Annotated in this window: 23 protein-coding genes and 1 pseudogene; 11 read left to right on the plus strand and 13 right to left on the minus strand. The window is 58.3% G+C overall.

Translation table 11 applies throughout. The features are described from left to right. Positions 1-176: 176 nt before the first annotated feature. The 5 genes from topA to PPTH39_RS22725 all read right to left on the minus strand — a co-directional run bounded on the left by topA (position 177) and on the right by PPTH39_RS22725 (position 7,436). Positions 177-2,804, minus strand: a complete 2,628-nt coding sequence (gene topA, locus PPTH39_RS22700; protein ID WP_095019369.1) for a type I DNA topoisomerase — start codon at positions 2,802-2,804, stop codon at positions 177-179. 114 nt (positions 2,805-2,918) lie between these two features. After that, positions 2,919-3,155 carry a DUF1653 domain-containing protein gene (locus PPTH39_RS22705; protein WP_095002213.1) on the minus strand — a complete coding sequence of 79 codons (237 nt, stop codon included), beginning with the start codon at positions 3,153-3,155 and terminating at the stop codon, positions 2,919-2,921. 87 nt (positions 3,156-3,242) lie between these two features. Then, a complete protein-coding gene (gene fadA / locus PPTH39_RS22710) occupies positions 3,243-4,418 on the minus strand; it encodes an acetyl-CoA C-acyltransferase FadA (RefSeq protein ID WP_095002214.1) in 1,176 nt (391 codons plus the stop codon). Between the two features lie 27 nt (positions 4,419-4,445). Continuing rightward, a complete protein-coding gene (gene fadB / locus PPTH39_RS22715) occupies positions 4,446-6,593 on the minus strand; it encodes a fatty acid oxidation complex subunit alpha FadB (protein WP_095002215.1) in 2,148 nt (715 codons plus the stop codon). 405 nt (positions 6,594-6,998) lie between these two features. After that, positions 6,999-7,436, minus strand: a complete 438-nt coding sequence (locus PPTH39_RS22725; protein WP_088379313.1) for a hypothetical protein — start codon at positions 7,434-7,436, stop codon at positions 6,999-7,001. 103 nt (positions 7,437-7,539) lie between these two features. On the opposite strand from PPTH39_RS22725, the gene PPTH39_RS22730 reads away from it, so the two are divergent. Then, positions 7,540-7,980, plus strand: a complete 441-nt coding sequence (locus tag PPTH39_RS22730; RefSeq protein ID WP_016780044.1) for a universal stress protein — start codon at positions 7,540-7,542, stop codon at positions 7,978-7,980. A 76-nt stretch (positions 7,981-8,056) separates the two neighbouring features. On the opposite strand, the gene PPTH39_RS22735 is transcribed toward PPTH39_RS22730, so the two are convergent. Continuing rightward, positions 8,057-9,973: an ATP-binding cassette domain-containing protein gene (locus PPTH39_RS22735; protein ID WP_016780043.1), complete on the minus strand. Its 1,917-nt coding sequence runs from the start codon at positions 9,971-9,973 to the stop codon at positions 8,057-8,059. 215 nt (positions 9,974-10,188) lie between these two features. Between PPTH39_RS22735 and PPTH39_RS22740 the strand changes: the two genes are divergently transcribed. Then, positions 10,189-12,117: a transglycosylase SLT domain-containing protein gene (locus PPTH39_RS22740; protein WP_095019371.1), complete on the plus strand. Its 1,929-nt coding sequence runs from the start codon at positions 10,189-10,191 to the stop codon at positions 12,115-12,117. A gap of 53 nt (positions 12,118-12,170) precedes the next feature. On the opposite strand, the gene PPTH39_RS22745 is transcribed toward PPTH39_RS22740, so the two are convergent. The 3 genes from PPTH39_RS22745 to yegS form a co-directional block, all read right to left on the minus strand. Further along, a complete protein-coding gene (locus PPTH39_RS22745; protein ID WP_130872509.1) occupies positions 12,171-12,977 on the minus strand; it encodes an MOSC domain-containing protein in 807 nt (268 codons plus the stop codon). A gap of 70 nt (positions 12,978-13,047) precedes the next feature. Next, positions 13,048-13,983, minus strand: a complete 936-nt coding sequence (locus tag PPTH39_RS22750; RefSeq protein WP_095019373.1) for a chemotaxis protein CheV — start codon at positions 13,981-13,983, stop codon at positions 13,048-13,050. 75 nt (positions 13,984-14,058) lie between these two features. Beyond that, positions 14,059-14,970, minus strand: coding sequence for a lipid kinase YegS (gene yegS, locus PPTH39_RS22755; RefSeq protein ID WP_130872510.1), 912 nt, complete (start codon positions 14,968-14,970; stop codon positions 14,059-14,061). A gap of 157 nt (positions 14,971-15,127) precedes the next feature. Between yegS and PPTH39_RS22760 the strand changes: the two genes are divergently transcribed. Next, positions 15,128-16,570, plus strand: a complete 1,443-nt coding sequence (locus tag PPTH39_RS22760) for a mannose-1-phosphate guanylyltransferase/mannose-6-phosphate isomerase (protein WP_130872511.1) — start codon at positions 15,128-15,130, stop codon at positions 16,568-16,570. 83 nt (positions 16,571-16,653) lie between these two features. On the opposite strand, the gene PPTH39_RS22765 is transcribed toward PPTH39_RS22760, so the two are convergent. Beyond that, on the minus strand, positions 16,654-17,880 hold the full coding sequence (locus PPTH39_RS22765) for a molybdopterin molybdotransferase MoeA (RefSeq protein ID WP_095020298.1): 1,227 nt from the start codon (positions 17,878-17,880) through the stop codon (positions 16,654-16,656). Then, complete coding sequence (moaB, locus tag PPTH39_RS22770; RefSeq protein ID WP_095002222.1) at positions 17,864-18,403, minus strand: molybdenum cofactor biosynthesis protein B; 540 nt, start codon at positions 18,401-18,403, stop codon at positions 17,864-17,866. Before moaB ends, PPTH39_RS22765 begins: the two co-directional genes overlap by 17 nt. A gap of 78 nt (positions 18,404-18,481) precedes the next feature. On the opposite strand from moaB, the gene mobA reads away from it, so the two are divergent. Together mobA and PPTH39_RS22780 are read left to right on the plus strand one after the other, a co-directional pair. Beyond that, the gene (mobA, locus tag PPTH39_RS22775) at positions 18,482-19,051 is read left to right on the plus strand and encodes a molybdenum cofactor guanylyltransferase MobA (RefSeq protein ID WP_095023999.1); all 570 of its coding nucleotides are present in this window, start codon (positions 18,482-18,484) and stop codon (positions 19,049-19,051) included. Positions 19,052-19,155: 104 nt separating this feature from the next. Beyond that, positions 19,156-19,377 carry a YgdI/YgdR family lipoprotein gene (locus PPTH39_RS22780; protein ID WP_095002224.1) on the plus strand — a complete coding sequence of 74 codons (222 nt, stop codon included), beginning with the start codon at positions 19,156-19,158 and terminating at the stop codon, positions 19,375-19,377. A gap of 48 nt (positions 19,378-19,425) precedes the next feature. Here PPTH39_RS22780 and PPTH39_RS22785 read toward each other — a convergent pair whose 3' ends face one another. After that, positions 19,426-20,316, minus strand: coding sequence for a pseudouridine synthase (locus PPTH39_RS22785; protein ID WP_095002225.1), 891 nt, complete (start codon positions 20,314-20,316; stop codon positions 19,426-19,428). 42 nt (positions 20,317-20,358) lie between these two features. Further along, entirely contained in the window at positions 20,359-20,595 is a 237-nt protein-coding gene (locus PPTH39_RS22790; protein WP_095002226.1) for a glutaredoxin family protein, read from the minus strand. A gap of 209 nt (positions 20,596-20,804) precedes the next feature. Between PPTH39_RS22790 and PPTH39_RS22795 the strand changes: the two genes are divergently transcribed. The 6 genes and pseudogenes from PPTH39_RS22795 to PPTH39_RS22815 all read left to right on the plus strand — a co-directional run bounded on the left by PPTH39_RS22795 (position 20,805) and on the right by PPTH39_RS22815 (position 25,115). After that, entirely contained in the window at positions 20,805-22,538 is a 1,734-nt protein-coding gene (locus PPTH39_RS22795; protein WP_095002227.1) for a cation:proton antiporter, read from the plus strand. Between the two features lie 142 nt (positions 22,539-22,680). After that, a complete protein-coding gene (locus tag PPTH39_RS22800) occupies positions 22,681-22,995 on the plus strand; it encodes an ElaB/YgaM/YqjD family protein (RefSeq protein ID WP_095002228.1) in 315 nt (104 codons plus the stop codon). A gap of 1 nt (position 22,996) precedes the next feature. Further along, positions 22,997-23,371, plus strand: coding sequence for a phage holin family protein (locus tag PPTH39_RS22805; RefSeq protein WP_095002229.1), 375 nt, complete (start codon positions 22,997-22,999; stop codon positions 23,369-23,371). Further along, complete coding sequence (locus PPTH39_RS22810) at positions 23,368-23,706, plus strand: hypothetical protein (protein ID WP_095002230.1); 339 nt, start codon at positions 23,368-23,370, stop codon at positions 23,704-23,706. The genes PPTH39_RS22805 and PPTH39_RS22810 overlap by 4 nt, the downstream gene beginning before the upstream one ends. Before the next feature lie 166 nt (positions 23,707-23,872). Then, a pseudogene (locus tag PPTH39_RS23940) lies at positions 23,873-23,974 on the plus strand (hypothetical protein); the annotation flags it as partial. A 487-nt stretch (positions 23,975-24,461) separates the two neighbouring features. After that, positions 24,462-25,115, plus strand: coding sequence for a hypothetical protein (locus tag PPTH39_RS22815; protein ID WP_095002231.1), 654 nt, complete (start codon positions 24,462-24,464; stop codon positions 25,113-25,115). Positions 25,116-25,124 lie beyond the last annotated feature (9 nt).

A 25,124-nucleotide genomic window follows, 5' to 3' on the forward strand; every position in this document is an offset into this window, starting at 1 on the left:
GAACGTATGTTTGCCGAGGTCGATACCGACCAGTGCTAAATCGCTCATGGTGATGGTCTCCGAAAATAAAACACCCTGCGAAAGCGTAGCCCTCGCAGGGTGTGGGGGTGACCATCTCATTAACCGCGCAAGGCATACAGCCCTTGCGCGGTTTTTTATTCAGCTATCAGCTCGGATCAGGCGTCTTTGTCTTTACGCTTGTCTTCAACCTTCCAGCTCTTGCCATCGTAGAACGCACGCCAGCCAGTCGGCTTGCCATCCACTTCGGTCTGTACGTACTGCTCTTTGGTTTTGCGACTGTAGCGAATCACCGCCGGGCGACCATCCGGGTCTTTCTTCGGTGCTTCACACAGGAAATGGTACTTGGGATCGATCTCGTCCTTGTGCGGAATGATTTCAATCACCAGCGGCGCTCGGGTCTCGCGGTTCTTGGGGAACTGGCTGGCCGCCAGGAACAACCCCGAAGCGCCGTCACGCAGGATATACGTGTCGTTGACCTTCTCGCACTTGAGCTCCGGCATCTTCACCGGATCCATTTTCGGCGGCGCCGCTTCACCGCTTTTCAGCAGTTTGCGGGTGTTTTTGCATTCGGCATTGGTACAGCCGAAGAACTTGCCGAAACGACCGGTTTTGAGCTGCATCTCGCTGCCGCACTTGTCGCATTCAAGGCTCGGCCCTTCGTAGCCCTTGATCCGGTAGTTGCCTTCCTCGATCTCGTAGCCAACGCAATCCGGGTTGTTACCGCAGATATGCAGTTTGTGCTTCTCGTCCAGCAGGTAAGCGTCCATGGCCGTGCTGCAAATCGGGCAACGGTGCTTGCCCAGCAGTACCAGCGACTCGGATTCACCTTCGTCGTCGGCGGCAATTTCATCGCCCGGCACCAGGTTGACCGTGGCCTTGCAGCGTTCTTTCGGCGGCAGACTGTAGCCCGAGCAACCCAGGAATACGCCGGTCGATGCCGTACGAATCTGCATCGGACGACCACATTCCTTGCACGGAATATCTGTCATGACTGGCTGGTTGGCGCGCATACCACCTTCCGGCGCAGCAGCAACTTCAAGCTTCTTCTTGAAGTCGCCGTAGAACTCGTCCAGGACGTTTTTCCAGTCGCGCTCACCTTGCGCAACGTCATCGAGGTTCTCTTCCATGCCGGCGGTAAAACCGTAGTCCATCAGGTCGGAGAAGCTTTCAGACAGGCGCTCGGTAACGATATCGCCCATTTTTTCGGAGTAGAAACGGCGGTTATGCAACGCCACGTAACCACGATCCTGAATGGTCGAGATAATCGCCGCATAGGTCGAAGGACGACCGATGCCACGCTTTTCCATCTCTTTTACCAGGCTGGCCTCGGAGTAACGCGCAGGTGGCTTGGTGAAGTGCTGGCTCGGATCAAGTTCGATCAACTTGAGCTTATCGCCCTGGGCCATGTCCGGCAGCACATCGTCGTCGCCCGGCTTGGCAATTTGCGGCATCACACGGGTGTAACCGTCGAATTTGAGGATGCGACCTTTGGCACGCAGCTCAAAATCACCGGCCGCCACAGTGACGGTGGTCGACAGGTATTTGGCCGGCAGCATCTGGCATGCCACGAATTGGCGCCAGATCAGCTCGTAAAGGCGCTCAGCGTCGCGCTCCATGCCCGTCAGCTTGCTCGGGTGCATGTTGACGTCGGAAGGACGAATCGCTTCGTGAGCCTCCTGTGCGCCTTCCTTGCTGCTGTACACGTTGGCTGCCGGCGGCAGGTAGTCCGCGCCGAACTCGCCTTCAATGTAGGTGCGTGCCATTTCGACCGCATCGGCCGACAGGTTGGTGGAGTCGGTACGCATGTACGTGATGTAGCCCGCTTCATACAAGCGCTGGGCCATCATCATGGTTTTCTTCACCCCGTAGCCCAGGCGATTGCTCGCTGCCTGCTGCAGGGTGGACGTGATAAACGGCGCCGACGGCTTGCTGCTGGTCGGTTTGTCTTCACGCTTGACGATGCTGTAGCTGGAAGCCTTGAGCTTCTCCAGGGCAGCCATGGCCTGGGTTTCGTTCAGCGGCTTGAACGCCTCGCCTTTTTCGCGGGCAACGTCGAAGCGCACCTTGGCACCCTTGGCGGTGCCAAGGTCAGCGTGAATTTCCCAGTATTCTTCGGGGTTGAACGCACGAATTTCGCGCTCACGCTCCACCACCAGCTTCACCGCCACCGATTGCACACGGCCTGCCGACAGGCCACGGGCAACCTTGGCCCACAGCAGCGGCGAAACCATGTAACCCACTACACGGTCGAGAAAACGGCGTGCCTGCTGAGCGTTGACCCGGTTGATATCCAGTTCACCCGGCTTGGAAAAAGCTTCCTGAATCGCCTTTTTGGTGATTTCGTTGAACACCACGCGCTTGTAGCGGCTGTCATCACCCCCGATGGCTTCGCGCAGGTGCCAGGCAATGGCTTCCCCCTCGCGATCCAAGTCGGTTGCGAGATAGATGGTGTCAGCATCCTTGGCGAGCCGGCGCAGCTCTTCGATGACCTTTTCCTTGCCCGGGAGGATCTCGTACTTGGCTTTCCAGCCATGTTCCGGATCGACGCCCATGCGCGAGATCAGCTGCTTTTGAGCTTTCTCTTTTGGCGACAGGGCCGGCGCCTCGCCGGCCGCAGCCTTACCACGCTTGGCAGCAGGTTCTTTGCTGGCGCTAGCCGAACCGCTGGTGGGCAGGTCTCGGATATGGCCGATACTCGACTTCACCACGTACTCGTTACCCAAGTACTTGTTGATGGTCTTGGCCTTAGCCGGGGATTCCACAATGACCAGCGATTTGCCCATGGATCAGAAAATTCCTGAATTCTAGAAGTGAAAGGCGGTTCGCGCCTGACGCGGCACCGCTATATATAGTGGCTACAAGGTGAGGTCAAGCACAGGGTTCTGCGCGACCATGCCTTATGGCCGGGAAAAAACGCTGGGTTCGGCCTGAATCAGGGCAAAGCGCGGGACCTGTTCGCCCTCGACAATGACTGACTCCAGGAACATGCTCAGCGGGCGCACCCAAAAGCCGTAATCGCCATACAGGGCTTGGTAGAACACTACATCCTCTTCGGTTTCGGAGTGGCGAGCCACACTGAATACCCGATATTGAGGGCCTTTGTAATGTTGATAGAGCCCGGGTTGTAGCGGCATGTTGCGGCCCCTCTGCAAAATAAAAAAATAAAAACGCTTAAAAACAAAAACCGGGGCACAAGGCCCCGGCTTCCATCATCGCAACGCTTAGACGCGTTCGAAGACGGTGGAAATGCCCTGGCCAAGACCAATGCACATGGTGGACAACCCGAAGGTGCCGCCATTTTGCTTCATTACATTGAGCAAAGTGCCAGAGATACGAGCGCCCGAACATCCAAACGGGTGACCCAGAGCGATGGCACCGCCGTGCAGGTTAACCTTCTCATTCATCTTGTCGAGCACTTTCAAATCTTTCAGCACTGGCAGGGCCTGTGCAGCGAAAGCTTCGTTAAGCTCGATGAAGTCGATATCAGCCATATTCAAGCCCGCACGCTTCAACGCTTTTTGCGTAGCCGGTACTGGACCATAGCCCATGATCGCAGGATCCACACCGGCAACGGCCATGGAGCGGATAACGGCCAAAGGCTCCAGGCCCAGGTCTTTTGCACGCTGAGCCGACATCACGATCATGCACGAAGCACCATCGGTGATCTGCGACGACGTGCCCGCAGTCACTGTACCGCCTTTAGGGTTGAAAGCAGGTTTCAACGCCGCCAGGCTTTCCAGGGTGGTATCTGGACGAATAGTTTCATCGTAGTCGAAAATCTTCAGGAAGCCGTTTTCGTCATATCCCTGCATCGGGATGATTTCGTCTTTGAACTTGCCTTCAATCGTCGCCTTGTGCGCCAACTGGTGCGAGCGCACTGCAAATGCGTCCTGCTGTTCGCGGGTGATGCCGTGCATCTTGCCCAGCATTTCAGCGGTCAAACCCATCATGCCCGAGGCTTTCGCTGCGTACAGCGACATGTGCGGGTTAGGGTCAACGCCGTGCATCATGCTCACGTGGCCCATATGCTCGACGCCGCCAACCACGAAAACGTCACCGTTGCCGGTCATGATCGCTTGCGCAGCCGTGTGCAGGGCGCTCATGGACGAGCCGCACAGGCGGCTTACGGTCTGTGCAGCGCTGGTGTGCGGGATCTGGGTCATCAGCGACGCCATGCGCGCGATGTTCCAGCCCTGCTCCAGGGTCTGGTTCACACAGCCCCAGATCACGTCTTCCACTTCGCTCGGGTCAACCTTGTTGTTGCGCTCCAGCACTTTGCTGATCAGGTGCGCAGACATGTCTTCAGCACGGGTGTTGCGGTGCATGCCACCCTTGGAGCGGCCCATCGGGGTGCGACCGAAGTCTACAATCACCACGTCTCTAGGATTCAAGCTCATAATTTCACTCTCACTCTAATGGGGCGCTTAACCGAAGAAGCTCTGGCCGTTCTTGGCCATCTCACGCAGCTTCGCAGTCGGGTGGTACAGCGCGCCCAGTTCAGCGTACTGATCGGCCAGGGCCACGAACTCTGCAACACCGATCGAATCGATGTAGCGCAGTGCGCCGCCACGGAACAGCGGGAAGCCAATACCGTAGACCAGACCCATATCGGCCTCGGCTGCGGTTTCAACGATGCCGTCTTCCAGGCAGCGTACGGTTTCCAGACACAACGGAATCATCATCCAGTTGATGATGTCCTCGTCGGTCACGTCGCGCTGCTCGTAAACAATTGGCTTGAGCACTTCAAGTACGCTGGAATCAACGACTTTCTTCTGCTTGCCCTTTTTGTCAGCCTCGTAGGCATAGAAGCCTTTGCCGTTTTTCTGACCCAGGCGCTTGGCCTCGTACAGAGCGTCGATCGCCGAGCGGCGGTCGTCTTTCATGCGATCCGGGAAGCCTTCAGCCATCACGTCGCGACCGTGGTGGCCGGTGTCGATGCCGACCACGTCCATCAGGTACGCCGGGCCCATTGGCCAGCCGAATTTTTCCATTACTTTGTCGATGCGCACAAAGTCGACACCGGCACTGACCAGACGGGCAAAACCGCCGAAGTACGGGAACAATACGCGGTTGACCAAAAAGCCCGGGCAGTCGTTGACCACGATCGGGTTCTTGCCCATTTTCTTGGCGTAGGCAACGGTGGTGGCAACAGCCAGGTCGCTGGACTTCTCGCCACGAATCACTTCAACCAGCGGCATCATGTGCACCGGGTTGAAGAAGTGCATGCCGACGAAATTTTCCGGACGCTTGAGGGCCTTGGCCAGCAGGCTGATGGAAATGGTCGAAGTGTTGGAAGCCAGGATGGCGTCTTCGCGAACATGGTTTTCCACTTCCGCCAGTACCGCTTGCTTGACCTTCGGGTTCTCGACTACCGCTTCGACCACCAGGTCGACGTTGCCGAAATCGCCGTAGGACAGAGTAGGACGAATACCGTTCAGTACTTCGGCCATTTTCGCCGGAGTCATGCGACCTTTATCAACGCGACCCACCAGCAACTTGGCGGCTTCAGCCAGCCCTTGCTCGATGCCGTGTTCGTTGATGTCCTTCATCAGGATCGGCGTGCCTTTGGAGGCCGACTGATAGGCAATACCGCCACCCATGATGCCTGCACCCAGAACGGCGGCCTGCTTCACGTCTTTGGCGATTTTGTCGTAGATCTTGGCTTTTTTCTTCAGTTCCTGATCGTTCAGGAACAGGCCGATCAGACAGTTTGAAGCGGAGGTCTTGGCCAGTTTGGCAAAACCTGCAGCTTCCACTTCCAGCGCCTTGTCACGACCGAAGTTCGCGGCTTTCTGGATGGTCTTGATCGCTTCAACCGGGGCCGGGTAGTTCGGGCCGGCCTGGCCAGCCACGAAACCTTTGGCGGTTTCGAACGCCATCATTTGTTCGATTGCGTTGAGCTTGAGCTTTTCCAGCTTCGGCTGACGCTTGGCCTTGTAGTCCAGCTCACCACTGATGGCGCGCTTGATCAGGTCCAGGGCAGCTGCGCCCAGCTTGTCAGCGGTGACCACAGCATCAACGGCACCTACTTTCAGAGCGTCTTCTGCGCGGTTTTCCTTGCCGGAGGCAATCCATTCAACCGCGTTATCAACGCCGATCAGGCGTGGCAGACGCACGGTGCCGCCAAAGCCCGGGTAGATACCCAGCTTGACTTCCGGCAGGCCGATCTTGGCGCTGTCAGCCATGACCCGGAAGTCGGCTGCCAGGCACATTTCCAGACCGCCGCCCAACGCGATGCCATTGATGGCAGCGACGGTAGGTACGTTGAGGTCTTCGAAATCGCTGAAGATTCTGTTGGCTTCCAGGTTGCCGGCAATCAGCTCGGCATCCGGCAATTTGAAGTTTTCAACGAATTCGGTGATGTCGGCGCCGACGATAAACACGTCTTTACCGCTGGAAACGATGACACCCTTGACCGAAGCATCTGCCTTGATCGCATCTACTGCCTGACGCAATTCGTTCAGGGTTAGACGGTTGAACTTGTTGACGGACTCACCCTTGAGGTCGAACTTGAGTTCGACGATGCCACTTTCAAGAGCCGTAACCGTGATGGCTTTACCTTCGTAAATCATCAACTGATCTCCAGGATATGGAAGCTGAACAGTACACGTCAGAAGCTAGCGTCTGGCTGTCACTGACCTTTGCGTCAATGCTGTTGCCAATCCGCCAGGCACACCCGCCAACGCGATAATCGGGATTGAACAAGCATCGTCCGACACGACAAACACTCAATTCATACGCCCGTTTGATTTGGGTGTCGACACCTTCACGGAAAAGCGATCGATTGTCAATTGTCCAAAACAATGATGACAAAACGACCCGGCAGTCAGTTTAGACACCTGCGCTATGAGCGCCCGAAACCATTGCGGCGCCTTGCAGGTGAAAAGTGTGGGAGCGGGCTTGCTCGCGATTCAGGCGCCGCGGTTTGTCTGCCACACCCCGCCGATTCCATCGCGGGAAGCCCGCCCCCACAAGGGTCATGCCAGCGCCTTGAGCACCTCGTCAATGGCCTTGAGCACCTGAGCCTCGCCCTTCTCGCCCCAGACCAGCACAATCATTTGTTTATCGGCCTCAACCTTGTAGACATTGGCTGGCAGCTTGCGAAACTGCGCCAGCAGGCGCTCGTCCTCGCATTCTTCCTGCCAGCGATTGAGCCATTTTCCCGGTGCCGATTGCCAATAGCACCAAACATCAGGTTTAGTACTGCGGCGCGGACGGTGGTACTGCGCGCAGGAACCGGGCGGTTGCGGCTCAAGCCAGTGCGGCCACTCCTGAGGCGCCAGCTGCATGGACAACCCCATGCGCCGCGCCTCCATGCGCAGGTCCATCCGACCACTTTGCCCCCGGGACGGGCGCAACCACGCCAGGGGACTCAGAACCAGTGCCAGGATTGACACCACTATCCATACCGTCATATCTGTACTCTCACTGCTTGATAAACGCATGACCCAGACTTGAACCAAGGCTCTGGAAAAGGGCCATACTCATAATTAATCGCCATCTACAGGAGCACCCCACATGCCCTACGAACATATCCTGGTCGCCGTCGACCTGACCGACGAATGTGACCCCGTGATCAACCGCGCCAGTGAAAGCGCCAAGGCCAACGGCGCCAAATTGTCACTGATCCATATCGTCGAACCGATGGCGATGGCGTTCGGCGGCGATGTGCCAATGGATCTCTCGCAACTGCAGCAGCAACAATTCGACCAGGCCAAGGAACGCCTTGAACGCCTGATCGCCAAATACCCGCAGCTGCACAAGGACTACTGCCACCTGAACTACGGCCAGCCGCGCCAGGAAATCCATGCCCTGGCCAAAGCGCAAAACTGCGACCTGATCGTGGTTGGCAGCCACGGCCGCCACGGCCTCGCCCTGCTGCTGGGCTCGACCGCCAACGACGTACTGCATGGTGCACCGTGCGACGTGCTGGCGGTCAGCCTGAAAAAACCTGACTGAGTTTATCTGCAGCAACCACAAAAAAGCCCGGCCCCTTATAAAAGGGCCGGGCTTTTTCAGTTCAGCACGGGGTCAATCAGGCATCCAGCTCGGCCCAGCGCTCAACCAGCTGCTCAAGCTCGGCTTGCAATGTTTCAAGCTTGGCAATCACTTCCGCGGTTTTGGCCGCAGGCAGTTGATAGAAACCAGCGTCAGCCATTTCTGCTTCAACCGCAGCAATGGCCTGTTCCTTGGCGTCGATATCGGCCGGCAGGGCTTCCAGCTCACGCTGCAGCTTGTAGCTGAGTTTCTTTTTCGCCGCAGGAGCAGGCTGAGCAGCCACAGGTGCCGGTGCAGCCTCGACCACGGCCGAGTTGAGGTCGGCTTTGCCCGACTTGCTCTCGGTCACGCCCAGCAGGCGCGGTGAACCGCCCTGACGCAGCCAGTCCTGATAACCGCCCACGTACTCGCGAACCTTGCCTTCGCCCTGGAAAACCAGGGTGCTGGTCACCACGTTATCGAGGAATGCCCGGTCGTGACTGACCATCAGCACAGTGCCCTTGAAGGTCAGCAGCACCTCCTCAAGCAGCTCCAGGGTTTCAACGTCGAGGTCGTTGGTCGGCTCATCGAGCACCAGCAGGTTGGCCGGCTTGCTGAACAGCTTGGCCAGCAACAGACGCGCACGCTCACCACCCGACAGCGCCTTGACCGGCGTGCGGGCACGCTGAGGGCTGAACAGGAAGTCACCCAGGTAGCTGAGCACGTGACGGCTCTGGCCGTCGATATCGATAAAGTCGCGGCCTTCGGCCACGTTGTCGATCACGGTTTTTTCCAGATCCAGCTGATGGCGCAGCTGATCGAAGTAAGCCACGTCGATACGCGTGCCCTCTTCAACCGTACCTTCAGTTGGCACCAGGCCGCCCAGCATCAGCTTGAGCAGCGTGGTTTTACCGGTACCGTTGGCACCCAGCAGACCGATACGGTCGCCGCGCTGCAGCACCATCGAGAAGTCCTTGAGCAGGAACGGACCACCCGGGTGAGCAAAGCTGACGTTTTCCAGCACCATCACTTGCTTGCCGGACTTGTCTGCCGTGTCCAGCTGGATATTCGCCTTGCCGGTACGCTCGCGACGTTCGCTGCGCTCTACGCGCAGTTCTTTCAGGGCGCGCACGCGGCCTTCGTTACGGGTGCGGCGGGCCTTGATGCCCTGGCGGATCCAGACTTCTTCCTGAGCCAGACGCTTGTCGAACAGCGCATTGGCGGTTTCTTCCGCGGCCAGGGTAGCTTCCTTGTGCACCAGGAAACTGGCGTAGTCGCCATTCCAGTCGATCAGGCCGCCACGGTCCAGCTCCAGAATCCGGGTGGCCAGGTTCTGCAGGAATGAACGGTCATGGGTAATAAACAGAACCGCGCCCTGGAAGTCCTTGAGGGCCTCTTCCAGCCACGCGATTGCGCCGATATCCAGGTGGTTGGTCGGTTCGTCGAGCAGCAGCAGATCCGGTTCGGAAACCAGAGCCTGTGCAAGCAGGACGCGACGACGCCAGCCGCCGGACAATTCGGCCAGGGTTTTGTCGGCAGGCAATTGCAGGCGGCTCAGGGTGCTGTCCACCAATTGCTGCAAGCGCCAGCCATCACGGGCTTCGAGGTCTTGCTGGACGTGCATCAGCTTGTCCAGGTCAGCATCGGTGACGATGTTCTGGCTCAAGTGATGGTACTGGGCCAGTAACTCGCCAACACCGTCCAGGCCTTCGGCCACAACGTCGAATACAGTCCGCTCGTCGGCAACCGGCAACTCTTGCGGCAATTCGCCAATCTTGAGGCCGGGCGCGCGCCAAACAGAGCCGTCATCGGGTTTTTGATCACCTTTAACCAGCTTCATCATGCTGGACTTGCCGGTACCGTTGCGGCCGATGATGCACACCCGCTCTCCACGGGCGATCTGCCAGGACACCTTGTCCAACAACGGCATAGAGCCGAAAGCAAGGGACACATCGCTGAATTTGAGCAGGGTCATGAGCTTCTCCAAAAACTGGGCGCGCATTCTACCTGATTTGAACCCCCGGGCGGCCGGGTATTTCTTGTACGGTGCCGTCTTGCCTTCATTTAGTGCCAAGTTGCTATGGTTGGCCGCCAAGACGTTCACGCGTCGCTGGCAAAAGGCTAAGCTACGAAATAATCAGTGCAGGTTCGGCCTGCGCTCGTCACGTTTTTTATCAGTACGGAAGCCTCATGCGCAGTCGTCTCTTCAACTTTTTATCCTGCCTGCTTCTCACCAGCTGCGCCGTGCAAGCCGCCCATGGCGCAGACCTGACCCAACAACGCCAGCTCTACGACCAGGCCAAGCGCGCCTTGGCCAAAGGCGATTCCGGCCCTTACTTTCAAAATTCCGCAGCCTTGCGCAGCTACCCGCTTACGCCGTATCTGGCCTATGACGAGTTGACCGCACGCCTGAAGTCCGCAAGCAACACAGAAATCGAACAGTTTCTCGCCGCACATGGCGACCTGCCGCAAGCCAACTGGATGAAACTGCGCTGGCTGCGCTGGCTGGCAGACCGTGGCGACTGGGCCACTTTCGCAAAGTACTACGACCCCAAGCTCAACTTCACCGAGCTGGACTGCCTCAACGGCCAATATGAGTTGCAACACAACCGCAAGGCCGAGGGTTATGCCAGCGCAGAAAAACTCTGGATGGTCGGCAAGGCGCAACCGGCCGCCTGCGATGCCCTGTTCAGCCAATGGGCCGCGGCAGGCCAACTGACCGAGCAAAAACGCTGGCAGCGGGTCAAACTGGCCGCTGAAGCACGTAATTACGCCCTGGCCACGCAACTCGCCAACGGCCTCAATACGCTTGGCCCACAAGCCCGGCTGATGATTGACGTGGCGCAAAAACCCGACATGCTCAGCCAGCCGTCACGTTTTGCCCCGGCCAGCGAGGCCATGTCTGACGCCGTAGGCCTGGGCCTGCGCCGCCTGGCACGTCAGGACCCGGAAAAAGCCGCGTCCCTGCTCGACACCTACGCCACCAACATGCATTTTTCCCGCGATGAAAAAGTCGCCATCGCCCGGGAAATCGGCCTGACGTTCGCCCGCCGCTACGACAGCCGCGGCCTGGACATCATGACCCAGTACGACCCCGAACTGCGGGACAATACCGTCACCGAGTGGCGCCTGCGTCTGCTGCTGCGTCTGGGCCGCTGGGAAGATGCCTACCAGCTCACCCGCAAACTCCCACAAGACTTGGCAACCACCAGCCGCTGGCGCTACTGGCAGGCCCGCAGCCTTGAACTGGCCGAACCCAAAAACCCGCAAGCTCAGGTCCTGTTCAAAAAAGTCGCCAACGAACGTGATTTCTACGGGTTCCTGGCCGCTGACCGGGCGCAAACCCCTTATCAACTCAACAACCGGCCGCTGGTGCTCAGCCCGCAACTGATCAAAAAAGTGCGCAATACGCCAGGCGTGCAGCGCGCACTTGAATTCCATGACCGCGGCCAGGTGGTCGATGGTCGTCGTGAGTGGTATTACGTCAGTCGCCTGTTCAGCCGTGACGAAATGGTCGCCCAGGCCAAGCTGGCTTACGACCTCAAGTGGTATTTCCCGGCTATCCGCACCATCAGCCAGGCCCAGTACTGGGATGACCTGGACATTCGCTTCCCGATGGCCCACCGCGATACTCTGGTGCGCGAAGCCAAACTCCGCGGCTTGCACTCCAGCTGGGTATTCGCCATCACCCGTCAGGAAAGTGCCTTTATGGATGACGCCCGCTCCGGCGTTGGCGCCAGCGGCCTGATGCAGTTGATGCCCGCCACCGCCAAAGAGACCGCACGAAAATTCAGCATCCCGCTGGCCTCGCCGCAGCAAGTGCTTAACCCCGACAAGAACATCCAGCTGGGTGCTGCTTACCTGAGCCAGGTGCATGGCCAGTTCAACGGCAACCGGGTGCTGGCTTCAGCGGCTTACAACGCCGGGCCGGGACGTGTGCGCCAGTGGCTCAAGGGTGCCAACCACCTGGGCTTCGACGTGTGGATCGAGAGCATCCCGTTCGACGAAACCCGCCAGTACGTGCAGAACGTGTTGTCTTATTCGGTGATCTACGGGCAAAAGCTCAATGCGCCACAGCCTGTAGTGGACTGGCATGAGCGCTATTTTGATGATCAGTGACAGGTAGCCTGTAGCAGCTGCCGAAGGAACGAGGCAGCTGCTACAGGGCTTGGCTACTCCAGGATTGTTACCGGCATGCCGACTTCCAGAACGCCATTACCCTCGTTAACCAGGTTCTGACCGAACATGGTGCCGTTTTCCTGCTTGCGGTAGGTCATCAGGGTCGCCAGCGGTTCGCGCTGTTCATCACGCACCCCTGTATGCGGATCAACAGTAGTGAGGATGCAGCGCGAGCAGGACTTGACCACGCGGAACTCGACATCGCCGATGCGGATACGCTTCCAGCCGTCTTCGGCAAAGGCTTCGCTGCCTTCGATCACCAGGTTGGGGCGAAAGCGCAGCATGTCCATCGGCCGGCCGATCTTGTGCGAAATATCATCCAGCGATGCCTGGCCAATCAGCAAAAGCGGATAACCATCGGCGAACGCAACCTGGTCATCATCCCGGCCGTAGCCCGACTCCGTGGTGCGCGCCCTTTGCAGTGGCACATGCACCAGCCGCACCGGCTTTTCTACAAAGCGGCTTAGCCAGTCAGCAGCAGCATCCCCTGCATCCGGTACACGCAAGGTGTCGCGCCATATCGTCACGCCACGCAGGTCGGTGTCGGCATCCGGCACTGCGAGCTCCAGTGCCTCGAACCCTTCGGCATTCAAGGTCAAGCCACCGGCGCCATTCCACAGCGCAGACAGCTGACTCATTTTGGGGTCGGCACGCTGGGTCAGAAACCGCCCGCTGGCTTCATCCACCAACATCCAGCGTCGATCGCCCACCAGCCCCAGCTTGTCCAGCGTGGCCAGAGGCAAGCTTTCACCCTTGCCGGATTTAAGTGGAAAACGATAAAGCGCGCTTAGACGCAGCATGACTCAGCTCCCTGCGGGGTTAAAAAAGCCACAGTATACGAGCCGATCACTGATGCAAAGGTGCGGGACTTCAAGCAGGTTGTTGGTCCAGTATCAGGCGCTGACGTACGACATCCACCAGCTTGTCCGGCTGGAATTTGGACAGAAAATTGTCGCACCCGACCTTTTTCACCATCGACTCGTTAAAGCTGCCGGACAACGAGGTATGCAACACCACATACAGCGCGCGCAAACGCGGGTCATTACGGATTTCAGTGGTCAACCGGTAACCGTCCATTTCCGGCATTTCGGCATCGGTGAAGATCATCAGCAACTTGTCGGTCATTACCTGCCCGGTATCGGCCCAGCCCTTGAGCATGTTCAGCGCCTTCAAACCATCGCTGGCAATATGCATCTTGACCCCCAGTTGCGAAAGCGTTTCACGCAGTTGCGCCAGCGCTACACTGGAATCGTCGACCAGCAGCACTTCACGCCCGCGCACTTGCTCGAAGATCGGATCGGCAAGCTTCTCGCGCGAGACTTTGGCGTTGTACGGCACGATTTCGGCAAGAACTTTTTCCACGTCGATGATCTCGACCAATTGCTCCTCGACCTTACTGATGGCCGTCAGGTAATGACTGCGCCCGGCACTGGCGGGCGGAGGCAGGATGGCCTCCCAGTTCATATTGACGATACGGTCAACCCCACCCACCAGGAAGGCCTGCACCGAGCGGTTGTACTCGGTGACGATAATGGTGCTGTCCGGGCCCGGCACCAGCGCACGCATGCCGATGGCCTGGGACAGGTCGATCACCGGCAGGGTTTTACCGCGCAGGTTGACCACGCCGCACACATGGGGATGGCGGTGCGGCATCAAGGTCAGTTTTGGCAATTGCAGGACTTCTTGCACCTTGAACACGTTGATCGCGAACAACTGCCTGCCGGCCAGACGAAACATGAGAAGTTCCAGTCGGTTTTCACCGACCAGTTGAGTGCGCTGGTCTACCGTGTCGAGAATGCCGGCCATGAGTAACTCCTGGGGTAGGTACTTGATGCCTGACCTTATCGGCCGGATTCCCAGGACCTTGATATCGTTTAGCTATCAACTAACCCGCAGTTCTGACTGGCCCAGCAAAGGCGACCCCTGGGGCAAGTGGACCTTCAAAGCGCCCTTGCGCACGGCAAAGCGCATCGCATCGCCCGCAAGCGGCTCACCATCGAGGTTGATCGCCAGCCCTTCGGCGGCCTTGATCTCGACCCAGGGCAAACGCGCGCGGACAAACAGGTTATCCAGCCCCCAGCCTTCGGTCATCAGGCTTTTGAGCGTGCCGACGATTTCCGTGGGTGCAGGCAAAATGCTGATATCCAGCATGCCATCATCGACCAGCGCCTCAGGGCACAGGACTTGCCCGCCCCCGGCCTGACGACCGTTGCCGATGCCCAGCGCCAGCAACTCGCCTTGCCAGTGAAAGTCCGGCCCCTGTAGCTCGGCATAGGCCGCGTGCAGCTCAGTAAAGCGCGACAGCCCGGTAAACAGATAGGCAGCGCCGCCCAGGACCTTTTTCAGGTCTTCGGAGGTATTGGCGGTGACCTGGCTACCAAAGCCACCGGTGGCCATGTTCAAAAACAACTGGCCGTCGACTTCACCCAGATCGATGGGACAGGCTGGCACATCGAGCAAGGCCAGGGCTTGAGCGGGCTCCAGGGACACACCGGCCGCCCGGGCAAAGTCATTGGCGGTGCCCAACGGCAACAGCACCAGGCTGGCCTCGGTATCGGCCAGTGCCATCGCCTCGCAAATATCACGCAAAGTGCCATCGCCGCCACCGGCAATCAGCCGGGTGTAGCCGCCCTCCAGCGCCTCGCGTACCAGACGCTGCGCATCCCCGGCCTCCCAGGTCAGCCGCACCGCCAGTTCCCACCCCGCCGCCCGCTGCTGCTCAACGGCAGCGCGCACGTCTTCGTTGAGCGCCTGCTTGCCGTGCAAAATCAAAAAAGCCTTACCTGCACTCATATTCCATCCCTCGACATAACGGTCTGATTGCTTGGACAACAGCCAGACCGAAAAGGCCCATGCACCCGTGATTTAACCTTCACGGCTCGATCAAAAGCGCAGAACCGGTCAGACTTCAACACCTGTAAGTTGTCCAATGATTCTAGAGGCGTTCTGTATGAGCACACTGGTTCCCTGCATCATCGCCGGTGGCGCTGGCACCCGGCTATGGCCAGTGTCGCGCGAGGCCATGCCCAAGCCCTTTATGTGCCTGCCCGATGGTCAGAGCCTGCTGCAAAAGACCTTTGCCCGCGCATCCGGCCTGCGTGACGCTGGCCCGTTGCTGACCGTAACCAACAGGGAGGTGTTTTTTCGCACGCTTGATGATTACCGCGCACAGAACATGGACGACATCGAGCTGGACTTTATCCTCGAGCCATTTGGCCGCAATACTGCCCCGGCGATTGCCGCAGCCGCCTTGCAGATTGCGCAGCGCTACGGCGGTGATACGCAGTTGCTGGTGCTCCCCGCCGACCATCTGATCACCGATATTGCCGCCTTCGGCCGGGCCGTCGACAACGCCCGCAAACTGGCCGACGAGGGCTGGCTGGTGACCTTTGGCATACTGCCAACCCGGGCCGAAATCGGCTTTGGTTATATAGAAAAAGGCCAGAAGCTGAACCAGGATGGCTTTGAAGTGGCGCAGTTTGTTGAAAAACCGGACACCAAAACGGCCCAGGGCTACCTCGACGGCGGCCTGCATCTGTGGAACAGCGGCATGTTCTGCATGCGCGCCGACAGCGTACTGCAAGAATTCAGGGCCCATGCGCCTCTGGTACTGGATGCCGTGACCCACTGCCTTGATCACAGCCAGATGTTTGAGGGCAAACAACAACGCCACCTCGAACTGGACAGCCAGAGTTTCGCCCTGGTGCCCGATATCTCCATAGACTACGCCGTGATGGAGCGCTCGCAAAAAGTTGCCGTGGTGCCCTGCCAGCTGGGCTGGAGTGACATAGGCTCATGGCAGGCGGTGCGCGAGCTGACCCCGGCCGACGCCAATGGCAACCAGTGTACTGGCGAAAACGTACTGCACGATGTACACAACTGCTACATCGATTCGCCGAAACGGTTGGTGGGCGGGGTCGGACTAAACGACCTGATCATTATCGATACGCCGGATGCTCTGCTCGTGGCCGACGCCCGACGCAGCCAGGACGTCAGGCACATCGCCCGAACACTCAGACTCCAGGGCCACGACGCCTATCGCCTGCACCGCACTGTGACCCGCCCGTGGGGCACCTACACCGTGCTGGAGGAAGGTCCGGGGTTCAAGATCAAACGCATCGTGGTCAAGCCCGGAGCCGCGCTGTCCCTGCAGGTGCACCAACGGCGCAGCGAACACTGGATCGTGGTCAGTGGCAGGGCCGAAGTGAACAATGATGGCCTGGACTTCACCCTCGAAACCAACGAGTCCACCTTTATCAAACCCGGCAGCCCACACCGGCTGGGCAACACCGGGGAGGCTGAACTGGTCATGATCGAAGTGCAAAGCGGCGAGTATGTGGGCGAAGACGACATCGTGCGCCTGACTGATATCTATGGGCGCGCGCCTGTCTGAGATCATTGTGGGAGCGGGCTTGCTCGCGATGGCGATCACCCGCAATCGCGAGCAAGCCCGCCCCCACGGGTGACGCAACAGTGCTAGCCCAGCACTTCACTCAACGGGATAAACCCCACCCGGTCGCCTTCGGCCAGGGTGCAATCCTCAAGGACTTCCACCAGCCCTTCAGCCCATGCCGCGCTGCGCAACACGCCTGAACTCTGGTTTTTGTAAATCACCGCACGCCCTTGCTCCAAACGCCCGCGCAGGTACTCGCGACGATTGCCCGGCTTGGGCCAGACAAATCCTGCAGGCACCTGGAACTTCAGCGGTTCGACAGCCTGCACGCCTTGCAGGCGCAGCAGATAAGGCCGTGCCAGCAACGCGAACGTCACCAGAGTCGAGGCAGGGTTACCTGGCAGGCCGATCACCGGCACACCGCGAAAATGCCCGCAGGTCAGGGGTTTGCCCGGCTTGATTGCCAACTTCCACAGCGCCAGCTCGCCCTCTTCGCGCAACGCAATGCCCAAAAAGTCTGCCTCACCGACCGACACTCCGCCGGTGGATAAAATCAGGTCAACCGTTCCCAACTCACCCAAGCGTTGGCGGGTTGCGGGCAAGTCATCAGGCAGAATCCCCCCATCGACCACTTCACAACCCATGCGCGCCAACCAGCTGCACAGCACTATGCGGTTGCTGTTGTAGATTTGCCCCGGGCCTAACGGCTGCCCGGGCTCGATCAGTTCATCGCCAGTGGATAACACCGCCACCTTGACCCGTCGCATCACTCGCAGCTCGGCGCAGCCCAGGGATGCTGCCAGCCCCTGCTCGATCGGCCCCAAGCGCGTCCCCGCAGTAAGGACTACCTCACCAATGGTGGTTTCCTGCCCTTTAGGACGAATGTTCTGACCTGCACGCAAGGCATGGGTAAATACCACTCGTCCGTCGGCCTGCACCACAGCATTTTCCTGCATTTCGACGCAGTCCGCGCCCGCAGGTACCGGGGCACCAGTAAAAATGCGTGCACAGGTGCCTGGCGCCAGTGGCTCCGGGGCAGTACCGGCAAAAATTCGCTGGCTAACGGTTAGCGGTTCCCCGGACCAGTCGCCCAGGTTCAACGCATAACCGTCCATTGCACTGTTGGGCCAAGGGGGAAGATCAAGGCTTGCAATCAAGTCGTGGGCCAGTACGCGGCCATCCCCTGCGCCCACCGGAACCGATTCGGTGTCAAGGATCGGCGCCGACTCAGCCAGTGCCAGCAAACGCTCAAGTGCCACCTCGACGGGCATCAGCGCGCCAGTTCGGCCCGGCTTATCCACGGGTTTCACAGGCCGGTGCCTGCTTCAAGTGGGCGACGAAGTTGCAGGGGCGATGACGGGAATCCAGTTGCTCGGCCAATATCCCGTCCCAACCGGTGCGTACAGCGTTGGTCGAACCCGGCAGGCAGCACACCAGCGTACCGTTGGCCAAGCCGGCAAGAGCCCGGGACTGCACGGTCGAAGTGCCGATATCGGCCACGGAGATCTGGCGGAACAGTTCACCAAAGCCATCTACTTGCTTGTCCAGCAGACAACTGACGGCTTCTGGCGTGCTGTCCCGTGCAGTAAAACCTGTGCCGCCGGTAATCAGCACCACCTGCACCCCATCGTCGGCGATCCAGGTGGCGACCTGGGCGCGGATTTTATACAGGTCATCCTTGAGCAACACCCGTGCCGCCAGGTTGTGCCCGGCATCACGCAGGCGATCGACAAAAACCTGACCCGAAGTGTCCGTTTCCAGAGTTCGAGTGTCACTGACGGTAAGAACGGCGATATTCAAAGGTACGAAAGGTGCATCAACCTTGGCTTTCATAGACGAGGTCCAGTTGTAGGAGAAACAGCCCGGTGTTATATCACAGCGCTTCTTTTGCCTGGTTGCGCGGAGTGCCATATGAACCGGTTTCAATGCTCCATCTTGCTGCTGGCAGGTGGCCGTGGCCAGCGCATGGGCGGTCAGGACAAGGGGCTGGTGAGATGGCAGGGTCAGCCGCTGATCGCGTATGCCCAGCGCGTCACCCGCCCGCTGACCGATGACCTGATCATTTCCTGCAATCGCAACCACGAACAGTACACCCGCCTGGCCGATCAACTGGTCAGTGATGGCAATGATGACTTTGCCGGGCCGTTGGCGGGGATCCGCGCCGGGCTGGCCGTGGCCCGCCACTCACACTTGCTGGTGTTGCCCTGCGATGTACCGAAAATCGACCGCGGGTTGCTCGATGCCCTGCTGGGCGCTGCCGCTCAACATCCCGATCAGCCGCTGATGGTGCGCCACGGGGAGCACTGGGAACCGCTGTTGTGCGTGATCCCCACAGCCCTGAAAGATGCATTCGAGGCAGCCTGGCAGGCAGGTGAACGCAGCCCGCGCAAAATCATGCTCCAGCTCAATGCACGGGCCTGGCAATGCGCCGAAAATGACCCGCGGCTGGCCAATTTCAATACCCCGGACTGGCTGAAATAATCCGCGCCAGTGTCTGCCTGGGGCTAGCAATGGAACTTGCAGACGATGTATACGTCTCAAGGACAGTAATCATTAACAGCACATTCACTTGTTGGAGATACACAATGACTCACCGGACTCTCGCCGCCCTGATGCTCGCTGCTGGCATGGCCGCCCTTGCCGGCTGCTCCTCGCCTTCGGTGATCACCCTGAACGACGGTCGCGAAATCCAGACTGTCGACGCACCAAAATACGATGACGACTCAGGCTTCTACCAGTTCAAGCAACTGGACGGTAAAGAAACCCGCATCAACAAAGACCAGATTCGTACCGTTAAAGAGCTGTAATACCGCTCTCTGGTCTTAAAACAAAACCCGCCTAGTGCGGGTTTTGTTTTACCAGTCCAGATGAATCCTGCTCTCGAAAAAGCGCGCTTCTCCCGTGAGCGGATCAACAAAGCGCAAACTCTGGGCCAGCAGTTTCAGCGGCTCGGCATAGTCATCGACAGCGTCCCTGATCACGTCCGGGTAGAACGGGTCATTGCATATCCCTGCCCCCAGCGCCGCCATATGCACCCGCAACTGATGCTTTTTCCCGGTGACGGGGTACAACGCATAACGCCACAACTCACCGTTTTTCTCACAAACGTCGACCAGGGTCTCGGTATTGCTGACGCCCGGCCCTTCTTTCATGCGGAAAAAAGGCTCGCCCTCCACCAGGCGGCTTTTATGCACCAGCGGCAGCTCAAGTTCAGGCAATGCGCGAGCAATGGCCTCATAGCGTTTGTCGATCTTGCGCGTGGGAAACAACGACTGATACGCCGAACGAGTGTCCGGATTGGCAGAAAACAGCACGAGGCCCGCCGTGTGCCGGTCGATACGGTGCAGGGGCACCAGATGGGGGTTGCCCAGGGTGCGGATCAAGCGCCGCAGCAGTGTTTGCTCGACATACTCACCGCCCGGGGTCACCGGCAGGAAGTGCGGTTTGTCCGCCACCACCAGATGCTCATCGGCATACAGGATGGTTTCCTGCACCGGAATGGGCGTTTCGTTGGGCACTTCGCGAAAGTAATGAATGCGCAGGCCTTCCCGGTACGCCAGCTGCGGGCTGATAGGCGCACCGTCGGCATCCAGCACCCGGCCACGGGCGATACGGTCAAGCCACTGTTCGCGGCTGATGGCACTGAAGTGTTCACTCAGGCAGTCGAGCACCGTCAACCATCTGCCTGGCGGCAGGTGCAAGGTACTGGCTTGATGCTCAGCGGCGATGAAAGGCTGGGACGACATAAAGGGTCTCGAGCGGAAAATGCAGCCGGTGATTATGCAGGTTTATCCAAGAAAATTGACCACCTGCGCAGTATCAAACGGCCAGCCCAACTCCTGGCCCGTATCGACCCGGCGCAATACCGGAATACGCAAGCCGTAGCTTTCAAACAACGAGTCGCTGTCAGCAATATCGACCAGCTCGACCATCAACCCATGCTCGACCAAGGGCATTAAAACCGCTTCGGCCAGTTCACACAGGTGACAACCCAAGGTGCCGAACAATTGGCATTCGGGAGGCATAAATAACGACCTTAGAAATAAAGTGTTTATCTTAAGAGCCTGGCCCGGTGACGTCGACCCGTAGCAGGTACCCGCAGCCGTATGCCTGATTTGCCAATACAATCGCTCTATTCCCCTGCTTGCGACTACGCTTGACCCACATCAGCGACAGACCTTCGTATTTGCCGGATGCTCGCGACCTTTTTCCCGACCTGCCAAGGAAGCCTTTCGTGTTTGCCAATCTGTTAATTATCCTTGCCTCGTCACTGGTGGTCATTGCCCTGTTCCGGCGCCTGAAGCTGCCGCCGGTGCTGGGTTACCTGTGTGTCGGCCTGTTTGTAGGTCCCACCGCCCTCGACTGGATCAATGACAGCCCCGACCTGCCTGACCTGGCAGAGCTTGGAGTGGTGTTTTTGCTGTTTTCCCTGGGGCTGGAGTTCTCGCTGCCCAAGATGCTCAAGCTGCGTCGGGTGGTATTTGGCCTGGGCAGCCTGCAAGTGCTGTGTTCGGCAGTGGCGCTGGGCGGCCTGCTGTATGCCTTTGGCATGAGCCTTAACGGCGCGTTCCTGCTCGGTGCCGGACTCGCCCTGTCATCCACGGCGATCGTAAGTAAAGAGCTGACTAGCCTGGGGGAAATCTTCAGCCGTCACGGTCAGAATGCCATTGGCGTACTGCTGTTTCAGGACGTGGTCGCGGTACTGTTGCTGACCCTGGTGCCGGTGTTCGCCGGCAGCAGCGACCAGGCCTGGTATTGGGCCTTGCCGGTTACCTTGGGCAAGACTGTGATCCTGTTTCTGGGGCTGCTGTTTGCCAGTCGCTTCCTGCTGCCGCGCCTGTTCCACGAGGTGGCCGCGTCGCGCTCGGCAGAGCTGTTTGTGTTGCTGGCGCTGGTGATCGTGCTGCTCACCGCCTGGCTCACCCACCTGCTGGGCCTGTCCCCTGCGCTCGGCGCCTTCCTGGCCGGCATGCTACTGGGTGAAAGCCACTATCGACACCAGATTGAAGCCGATATCCGACCTTTCCGGGACATTCTGCTGGGTCTGTTTTTCGTCAGCATCGGCATGCTGATCGACCTGCAGCTTTTCATTCACCACGGTTTCCTGATTTTAGGCCTGACCCTGGTCCTGATGCTGATCAAGGGTGCCGTGGTCGCGATTCTGGTCAAGTTGCGTGGCAGCGACGGAGAAACCGCCTGGCGCAGTGGCCTGGCCCTGGCCCAGGGCGGTGAGTTCTGCTTTGCCCTGATGGCGCAGATGCAGAGCAACTCGCTGATCCCGGCGGATATGGCTGCCTATCTGCTGGCCGCCACGTTCTGCTCGATGCTGCTGACACCCCTGCTGCTGCGCGCCGCGCCACTTATCGCAGCCAGCCTGCACCGGCAATCCTATGAAGAGGCGGAGCTGGAAGAAATCGCCAGCCAAAACGCCGAACTGCACGGGCACGTGGTGATGTGCGGCTATGGCCGCGTGGGCCAGTCCATTGGCCGTTTCCTGCGCAGCGAACACAAGGACTTTGTCGCGCTGGACTACGACCCCGATCGCATTGAGGAAGCAGCTAAAGCGGACAGCTGCGTGCACTACGGCGACGCCCGCCGGGGTGATCTGCTGCGCGCTGTAGGCCTGGATCGTGCGCGACTGCTGGTGATTGCCGTGGACAACACCGAGGTGGCCATGAGCGTACTCAAGGAAGCCCGGCTGATTACCCTCGAAGTGCCTATCCTGGTCAGGACCCGCGATGACAGCCAGCTCACCGAGCTGAAGGCCGCCGGGGCAACTGAAGTGGTACCGGAATTGCTCGAGTCGAGCCTGATGCTCGCCTCCCATGCCTTGATTTTGCTGGGCCTGTCAGAAAAAATCGTGCAACGCCGGGTCGACCAGGTACGCCATGACCGCTATCACCTGCTCGAAGGCTGTTTTGAAAGCGAAGACGCGCGGGAAGCTGCAATCCCCCGCGAAAACGACTGATTTAAGGTAAGGTTTTGCCTCTGTACACAAAAGACATCTCTGGCATTGCCCATCCAACCGCGCAAGCAATGCCAAGGAAACGAGTGAACCTTCACCGAAGGCCTACACTCGAACGATTATCAAGCCACTAATGGAGTGAATCATGGCCCGTAAAACAGCAAAGAATGCTCAAGAAATCCTGATGGCCGATTTCCAGACGCTGGTACTCGATGCCGAAAAGCTGCTGGAACACACCGCGTCCCTGGCCGGTGACCAGGCTGAAGAACTGCGCGCCCAGATAAAGGACAGCCTGTTCAAGGCTCGCGCAACCCTGGAAGAAACCAAGGAATCGTTGAAAGACCGCAGTCAGGCGGCTGTGGTGGCCACCGAAGATTATGTGCAGGCTAACCCTTGGCAGTCTGTGGGCATCGCGGCCGGTATCGGCTTTGTTCTGGGCCTGCTGGCAACCCGGCGCTGATATGACAGACGAATCCGGTTCCCCCCGTTCCTCACCGCGGCGCTTGGGTGCCGCATTCCTGGGTCTGTTGCACAGCCATGTCGAATTGCTGGGCATCGAACTGCAAGAGCAGAAGGCACGCACCGTCAGCCTGTTGTTGTTTGCCGGGCTGGCACTGGTGTTCGCGCTGTTGCTGCTGATCGGACTGTCGGCGCTGGTGATGATCCTGCTCTGGGACAGCTACCGCATCCCCGGCATTATCGGGCTTTGTGTGTTTTATACGCTGGCCGCGGTGTTCTGCGGGCTGCGCCTCAACGCAGCGATATTCGATGAATCCTCTCCTTTCAATGCCACGCTTGAAGAGCTGGCCAAAGACCGCGAGCGTTTGTTGCCATGAGCCTGCCTGAATTGCCGAAAAATGCTTCACGCCAGGAGTTGCGCAAAACCTTGATCCGCCTGCGCATGGAAATGCACCGGCAGGAGATTCGTCATGAGTCGCAACAACTGCTGCAACCCCTGCAAAAAATGCGCGGGATGACCAGCAACTGGCAGGAAACCCTGGGGATCAAGCATGCACCCTTGTGGGGTGTGGGGATTGTCACCCTGCTCGGGTTCCTGACCGGCAGAGGCGCCAAAAGCAAAAACACCGGGGGCACGTCACGCTGGATCAGCTTGACCACTGGCTTGATACCACTGATCAAGATGGTGATCCAGGCCTCGCGCAAGCCCTGAACAGAAAGCCTCCCCCCTCCTTCTGTGGGAGCGGGCTTGCTCGCGATGGCATCGACGCGGTTTGACTGAAACACCGCGCTGCCTGCATCGTGAGCAAGCCCGCTACCACAGATGGCGCTCCTGATCATGCCTCCACTTGCGTCATCCGTTCTGAAACGAGAAGCTGCTGGGGCGCAAAACACAGGTCCATCCGGTCAACAGCAACGACCATATCCACACCCGCCTCACCCACTCCCTCGAAGTCAGTTGCGTCGGCCGCTCCCTGGGTGACAAGAAGCACCGGTTCGGCGGCTACCGAGCGAACTGTATTTAGGCTCCGCAGCCAAAAACGACCTTATTACAGGGTCAACAGCCAACTAGTTACAAATAAGAATATATAAGAACAAGAAGACGAAATTGTACCACTTAGGAATAACCTCGGTTTTTGTCAGGACAATTATAGAGCCGATACACCACCCTTCGAACAGCCCGTTCGAACTGACTAGGGATTTACGGTTGTTTGCATCACCAGCAAAACAAAGACACTAGCCATCGCCTGCCTATAAGTCACCTGCTCTACGCCTCTGGCGCAGCAGAGAAACCCTATCCTGTTAGCCTCTAACGAACGCATAAAAGAATGAAGCCTCTACAGCCGCTTGATCAGGCTTTGGAAATTTGATAAGTTCCTGGCCCTCATCAAATAATGGCATTATGCCAGCCTCCCGCTTAATTTTTTGAGTTAGCCGTTTTTATTGTTAGCAAGCTAAGGAATAGCCATGAGTAGAAGGCCCGCGTTCGATTGTGCAGCAGTCATTTTAAGGGACAAAACAGTCACCTCCCACACAAGCGGCTCAGTTACAACCACTAAGCAAGGCAACAACGTTTCAGTCAGTAACAATATAGGAACTCATGTCAAGCTTGAGGCATTGCTTGAGTTTCAGAACGGTGACTTGCTGCCAGCGATCCTCATTGACGAGAGTTTACATGCTCCTGTTGGCAAAAAAATTCTAATGGCTTTTAAAAGTGGTGAACCCGTCGCCTATCAAGTGACCCCGAATGGAGAGATTTACACACTCGGGTATATTAGCGAAAGAGAAACTTTTACTTTTCAAGACTTTATAATGTTTGCATTGCCGGGCGTAGGCACCTTTTTTAGCCTGGCCTCACTTGCAGTTACGCAAACGTATTACGAGCACGGGGAATTCAAAACCTATAACGGCAACAAAATTGTTGTCGCCGCCGGACTCGCAGTTACTGCCCTTAGCGTATACATTGCCAAAGGATGGTTTGGCTATGTAGTAGGAACAGCCCTTACTGCCGTTGGATTTTCCATCTCTGCCATTATTGGAAACTCCAAAGCAAATGAGGGACGCAAGTTAATGCTTCGTGAAATAAAAAATGAATTCGACAAATTAAAAGCTGAATTGTGATACAAAAGG

The organism is Pseudomonas bubulae (assembly GCF_900618535.1).
In the GTDB taxonomy this organism is placed as follows: Bacteria; Pseudomonadota; Gammaproteobacteria; order Pseudomonadales; family Pseudomonadaceae; genus Aquipseudomonas; species Aquipseudomonas bubulae.

Coding starts and splice junctions, on each gene's coding strand:
- PPTH39_RS22800 (WP_095002228.1), top strand. CDS start 22,681: ATGGCCCGTAAAACAGCAAAGAATGCTCAAGAAATCCTGATGGCCGAT.
- PPTH39_RS22805 (WP_095002229.1), top strand. CDS start 22,997: ATGACAGACGAATCCGGTTCCCCCCGTTCCTCACCGCGGCGCTTGGGT.
- PPTH39_RS22785 (WP_095002225.1), bottom strand. CDS start 20,316: ATGTCGTCCCAGCCTTTCATCGCCGCTGAGCATCAAGCCAGTACCTTG.
- PPTH39_RS22780 (WP_095002224.1), top strand. CDS start 19,156: ATGACTCACCGGACTCTCGCCGCCCTGATGCTCGCTGCTGGCATGGCC.
- PPTH39_RS22725 (WP_088379313.1), bottom strand. CDS start 7,436: ATGACGGTATGGATAGTGGTGTCAATCCTGGCACTGGTTCTGAGTCCC.
- PPTH39_RS22730 (WP_016780044.1), top strand. CDS start 7,540: ATGCCCTACGAACATATCCTGGTCGCCGTCGACCTGACCGACGAATGT.
- PPTH39_RS22735 (WP_016780043.1), bottom strand. CDS start 9,973: ATGACCCTGCTCAAATTCAGCGATGTGTCCCTTGCTTTCGGCTCTATG.
- PPTH39_RS22760 (WP_130872511.1), top strand. CDS start 15,128: ATGAGCACACTGGTTCCCTGCATCATCGCCGGTGGCGCTGGCACCCGG.
- PPTH39_RS22810 (WP_095002230.1), top strand. CDS start 23,368: ATGAGCCTGCCTGAATTGCCGAAAAATGCTTCACGCCAGGAGTTGCGC.
- mobA (WP_095023999.1), top strand. CDS start 18,482: ATGAACCGGTTTCAATGCTCCATCTTGCTGCTGGCAGGTGGCCGTGGC.
- yegS (WP_130872510.1), bottom strand. CDS start 14,970: ATGAGTGCAGGTAAGGCTTTTTTGATTTTGCACGGCAAGCAGGCGCTC.
- PPTH39_RS22790 (WP_095002226.1), bottom strand. CDS start 20,595: ATGCCTCCCGAATGCCAATTGTTCGGCACCTTGGGTTGTCACCTGTGT.
- PPTH39_RS22740 (WP_095019371.1), top strand. CDS start 10,189: ATGCGCAGTCGTCTCTTCAACTTTTTATCCTGCCTGCTTCTCACCAGC.
- PPTH39_RS22745 (WP_130872509.1), bottom strand. CDS start 12,977: ATGCTGCGTCTAAGCGCGCTTTATCGTTTTCCACTTAAATCCGGCAAG.
- fadA (WP_095002214.1), bottom strand. CDS start 4,418: ATGAGCTTGAATCCTAGAGACGTGGTGATTGTAGACTTCGGTCGCACC.
- PPTH39_RS22705 (WP_095002213.1), bottom strand. CDS start 3,155: ATGCCGCTACAACCCGGGCTCTATCAACATTACAAAGGCCCTCAATAT.
- moaB (WP_095002222.1), bottom strand. CDS start 18,403: ATGAAAGCCAAGGTTGATGCACCTTTCGTACCTTTGAATATCGCCGTT.
- PPTH39_RS22750 (WP_095019373.1), bottom strand. CDS start 13,983: ATGGCCGGCATTCTCGACACGGTAGACCAGCGCACTCAACTGGTCGGT.
- PPTH39_RS22815 (WP_095002231.1), top strand. CDS start 24,462: ATGAGTAGAAGGCCCGCGTTCGATTGTGCAGCAGTCATTTTAAGGGAC.
- topA (WP_095019369.1), bottom strand. CDS start 2,804: ATGGGCAAATCGCTGGTCATTGTGGAATCCCCGGCTAAGGCCAAGACC.
- fadB (WP_095002215.1), bottom strand. CDS start 6,593: ATGATTTACGAAGGTAAAGCCATCACGGTTACGGCTCTTGAAAGTGGC.